Annotated in this window: 4 protein-coding genes; 2 read left to right on the forward strand and 2 right to left on the reverse strand. The window is 64.1% G+C overall.

Features of this window, described 5'->3' with window-relative positions:
- Positions 1–501: efflux RND transporter permease subunit (locus QZY06_RS13890; RefSeq protein ID WP_295685525.1), on the reverse strand; the 501-nt coding region annotated here is incomplete at its 3' end.
- A 42-nt stretch (positions 502–543) separates the two neighbouring features.
- Positions 544–1,788, reverse strand: coding sequence for an efflux RND transporter periplasmic adaptor subunit (locus QZY06_RS13895; RefSeq protein ID WP_295685526.1), 1,245 nt, complete (start codon positions 1,786–1,788; stop codon positions 544–546).
- Positions 1,789–2,249: 461 nt separating this feature from the next.
- Here QZY06_RS13895 and QZY06_RS13900 point away from each other — a divergent pair, with 461 nt between their 5' ends.
- A complete protein-coding gene (locus tag QZY06_RS13900) occupies positions 2,250–2,927 on the forward strand; it encodes a TetR/AcrR family transcriptional regulator (RefSeq protein ID WP_295685528.1) in 678 nt (225 codons plus the stop codon).
- Between the two features lie 166 nt (positions 2,928–3,093).
- Positions 3,094–3,299 (forward strand): aldehyde dehydrogenase family protein (locus QZY06_RS13905; protein WP_295685530.1); only part of this gene is annotated, 206 nt, incomplete at its 3' end.

Raw genomic sequence — 3,299 nt, forward strand, 5'->3', positions numbered from 1 at the left:
CTCGTCCTTGATGTTGAGGCGCGCGTAGTTCGACAGATACAGCATGTCGTAGCGGTCATCCGGCGACAGCAGATGGACGACCATGGTCAGGCCCGGCGAGCTCTTGTTGGTGGTCACGCCAAGCCGCTGCACTTCTTCCGGCAGCTTCGGCAGCGCCTGCGAGACGCGGTTCTGCACCTGCACCTGCGCCTTGTCGAGATCGGTGCCGAGCGCGAAGGTGATGGTCAGCTGCAGTGCGCCATCGCTGGTCGACTGCGAGGACATGTAGCTCATGCCCTCCACGCCATTGATCTGCTCTTCCAGCGGCGTGGCCACGGTTTCACCGATCACTTTCGGGTTGGCGCCCGGATAGTTGGCGCGCACGACCACGGTCGGTGGCACCACTTCCGGGTATTCGCTGATCGGCAGATTCGGCAGCGACAAGGCGCCACCGATCAGGATCAGCAGGGACAGCACCGCGGCGAAGATCGGGCGGTTGACGAAGAATTGCGAAATGTTCATGTGACTCCCCTGCGGTGCTTCTGGACTGCTGATCCCGTGGCCTTAGCTCTGCTTCGCGACGGTTGCGGCTACGGCGTTCTCGCCAAGCTTCTTGTCGACGTTCGCGTTCGTTTCGGCAGGACGTTCGGCTGCTTCGGCGAGCTTCCGCTGCGTGTCCACGCGCAGGTCCATCGCCACCTTTTCGGCTTCGACGACCTCACCCGGATGAACGCGCTGCAAGCCGTTGACGACCACGACGTCACCCGGCGTCAGGCCGGCATTGACTACGCGCAGGCCATCGACCATCGGGCCGACGATGACGCGCCGGTACTCGACCTTGTTGCCGTTGCCGATCACGTAGACGAACTTGTTGCCGAGATCGGTGCCGACCGAGCGGTCGTCGACCAGGGTGGCGTGCTGGCTCGTCGCGCTGCTCAACTGCAGGCGGGCGAACAGGCCTGGCGTGTAGCGGCCGTCGGCGTTGTCGAGCACCGCGCGCAGGCGGATGGTTCCGGACGTGGTGCTGATCTGGTTGTCGACGAAGTTCAGCCGCGCCTCATGCGGAAAGCCTTCCTCGTTGGCGAGGCCCAGGCGCACCGGGCTGGTCTTGCCGGCCAGCGAAGCGCCCTGCGAGTACTTGAGGAAGGTCTGCTCGTCGACATCAAAGTTGGCATAGACCGGGTTGACGCTGACCACCGCGGTCAGCACGTCGGCGCTGGTCACGAGGTTGCCGAGGGTGATGCGCTGATTGCTGGCGCGGCCGTCGATCGGCGCGGTGACCTGGGTGTAGCTCAGGTTCAGGCGCGCCATGTCGAGCTGCGCGGCGATTGCGCCGAGTTCGGCTTCGGCACTGAGCGACGCCGTGGCGAGGCGATCCGCCTCTTCATTGGCGATCGCGTTCTGCTCCAGCAGGCGCTGGGCGCGGTCACTGTTCGAACGGGCGAGTGCGGCCTGGGCGCGAGCCTGGGCGTAGGTGGCCTTGAGCCGATCGACTTCGCTCTGGAACGGACGCGGATCGATCTGGAACAGCAGCTGGCCTTTTTTCACCAGCTCGCCTTCGTTGAAGCCGACCTGCTGAATGTAGCCGCTGACCCGAGGGCGGATCTGCACGGTGTTGACGGCTTCCAGGCGGCCGGTGAATTCGTCGGATACGGTGATATCGCGGGCGATGATCTCGGCGGCAGTGACCTTGGTCGCGGCGGGGGCAGCGGCGTCCGGCTTCGGTTCCTTGCCCATCGCGATGCCGGCGATCAGCGCGAGGCTGGCAGCGGCGGCGGTAAGGCTATAGGTCAGTTTCTTCGTGGTCATTTCGGTTCCTTCCTGGAATGTCTGCCGGGTTCGGGGGAGCGCGGCGTGTGGCGGCGAATCAGTTGTTCTTGGGGTGTTACCGGTAAGTAACATTTGCGGCACGTTACTGACCGGTAACGTATCTGTCAAGCCTCAGCTTGAATGGGTGCTTGTCGGGGCCTACCGACGCCGAGGCGGAGCTGCGGCGGAGCGATGGGAAGCGCGTGGCTAGCGAAGTTGCGAGTCGCCCGAACTGCGTCGATGCAGTGAGTGCTCTGATGGATGTCTGATCGGAGGTCTTCGGACTGCGAGCATTTTGCGAGCGGGGTGGCAACAAGCGAATACCTGATCGTCGCGGCCGCTTGCCTATTTCTGCCCCGTGTCGGCACCGTCTGTCATATCGATGAAACCTGCTAAAGTGTTACCGGTCAGTAACACTACTCAGATCGGTGACTGATACAGCGACTCAGATGGAGGACCGCATGAACACGATGACCAAGACGCTTTCAACCGGCAGTGGCACCAGCGAAGCAGCGGTGCCGAAAGTCCGTGTGCGCGATCGCATTCTCGATACCGCGCGAGGTCTGTTCTATCGCTACGGCTTGCGCGCGGTCGGTGTCGAAGCCATCGCGTCGGAAGCCGGAACCAACAAGATGAGCTTCTACCGCTGCTTCCCGTCGAAGGACGAACTGATCGCCGAATATCTGCGCGAACAGGGCCGCGGCTACTGGGACTGGTGGGACGCGGCGATCGCGCCGCATGCCGGCGATGCCCGCCGCCAGCTAGAAGCCTTGTTTGACAACTACATGACCCTGACCTGCAAGGACGGCTCGCGCGGCTGCTCGTTCGGCAATGCCGTGGTCGAACTGCCGGAAGGTGACCATCCGGGTCGCCGGGTCATCGAGCAGCACAAGGCCGAGATGCGTGGCCGCCTGCGGACGCTTTCCAGCGAGGCCGGAGCGACTGATCCCGAAGCGCTCGGTGACACCTTGATGCTGCTGATGGAAGGCGGCTATCTGACCCGCCTGAGCTTTTGCAGCCAGGGACCGATCTCGGTCGCCGGCAAGGCGGTGCGGACCTTGCTCGATGCGCATATTCCGGCGGTCGCCCCAACGGCGCGGACTCCGAGGGCAGCAAGTTCGAAGCGCAGCAAGGCCTGAATCGGCGGGGCCGAGACTGGCCCCTGAAGTGCTTCGGGAGCGCTTTGCACGCATCGGCAGGCAGCTTGCACGCGGTGCCTAGCGCCTTCGGTGAGGGTTTCGATAATCGAGTCGCCGTGTCGTACCGACGCTGCCGCTGATATCGCCGCCACCCCGGAGTTGCCGAATGAATAGCCCGTCCACCCCTGCCGCGCAGCTTGCTGCCGCCCAAGACATTGCTGCGCTCGAACTGTTCATCGGCGGGCGCTTCGTGCCTGCTTCCGATGGCGGCACCCTGGACGTGGTAAGCCCGGTCACCGAGGAAGTGATCGCCACTTCGGCCAGCGGCACGGCGGCCGATGTCGATAGCGCCGTGAAGGCGGCCCGCGCCCA

Source organism: uncultured Nevskia sp., assembly GCF_903885465.1.
Classification (GTDB): Bacteria; Pseudomonadota; Gammaproteobacteria; order Nevskiales; family Nevskiaceae; genus Nevskia.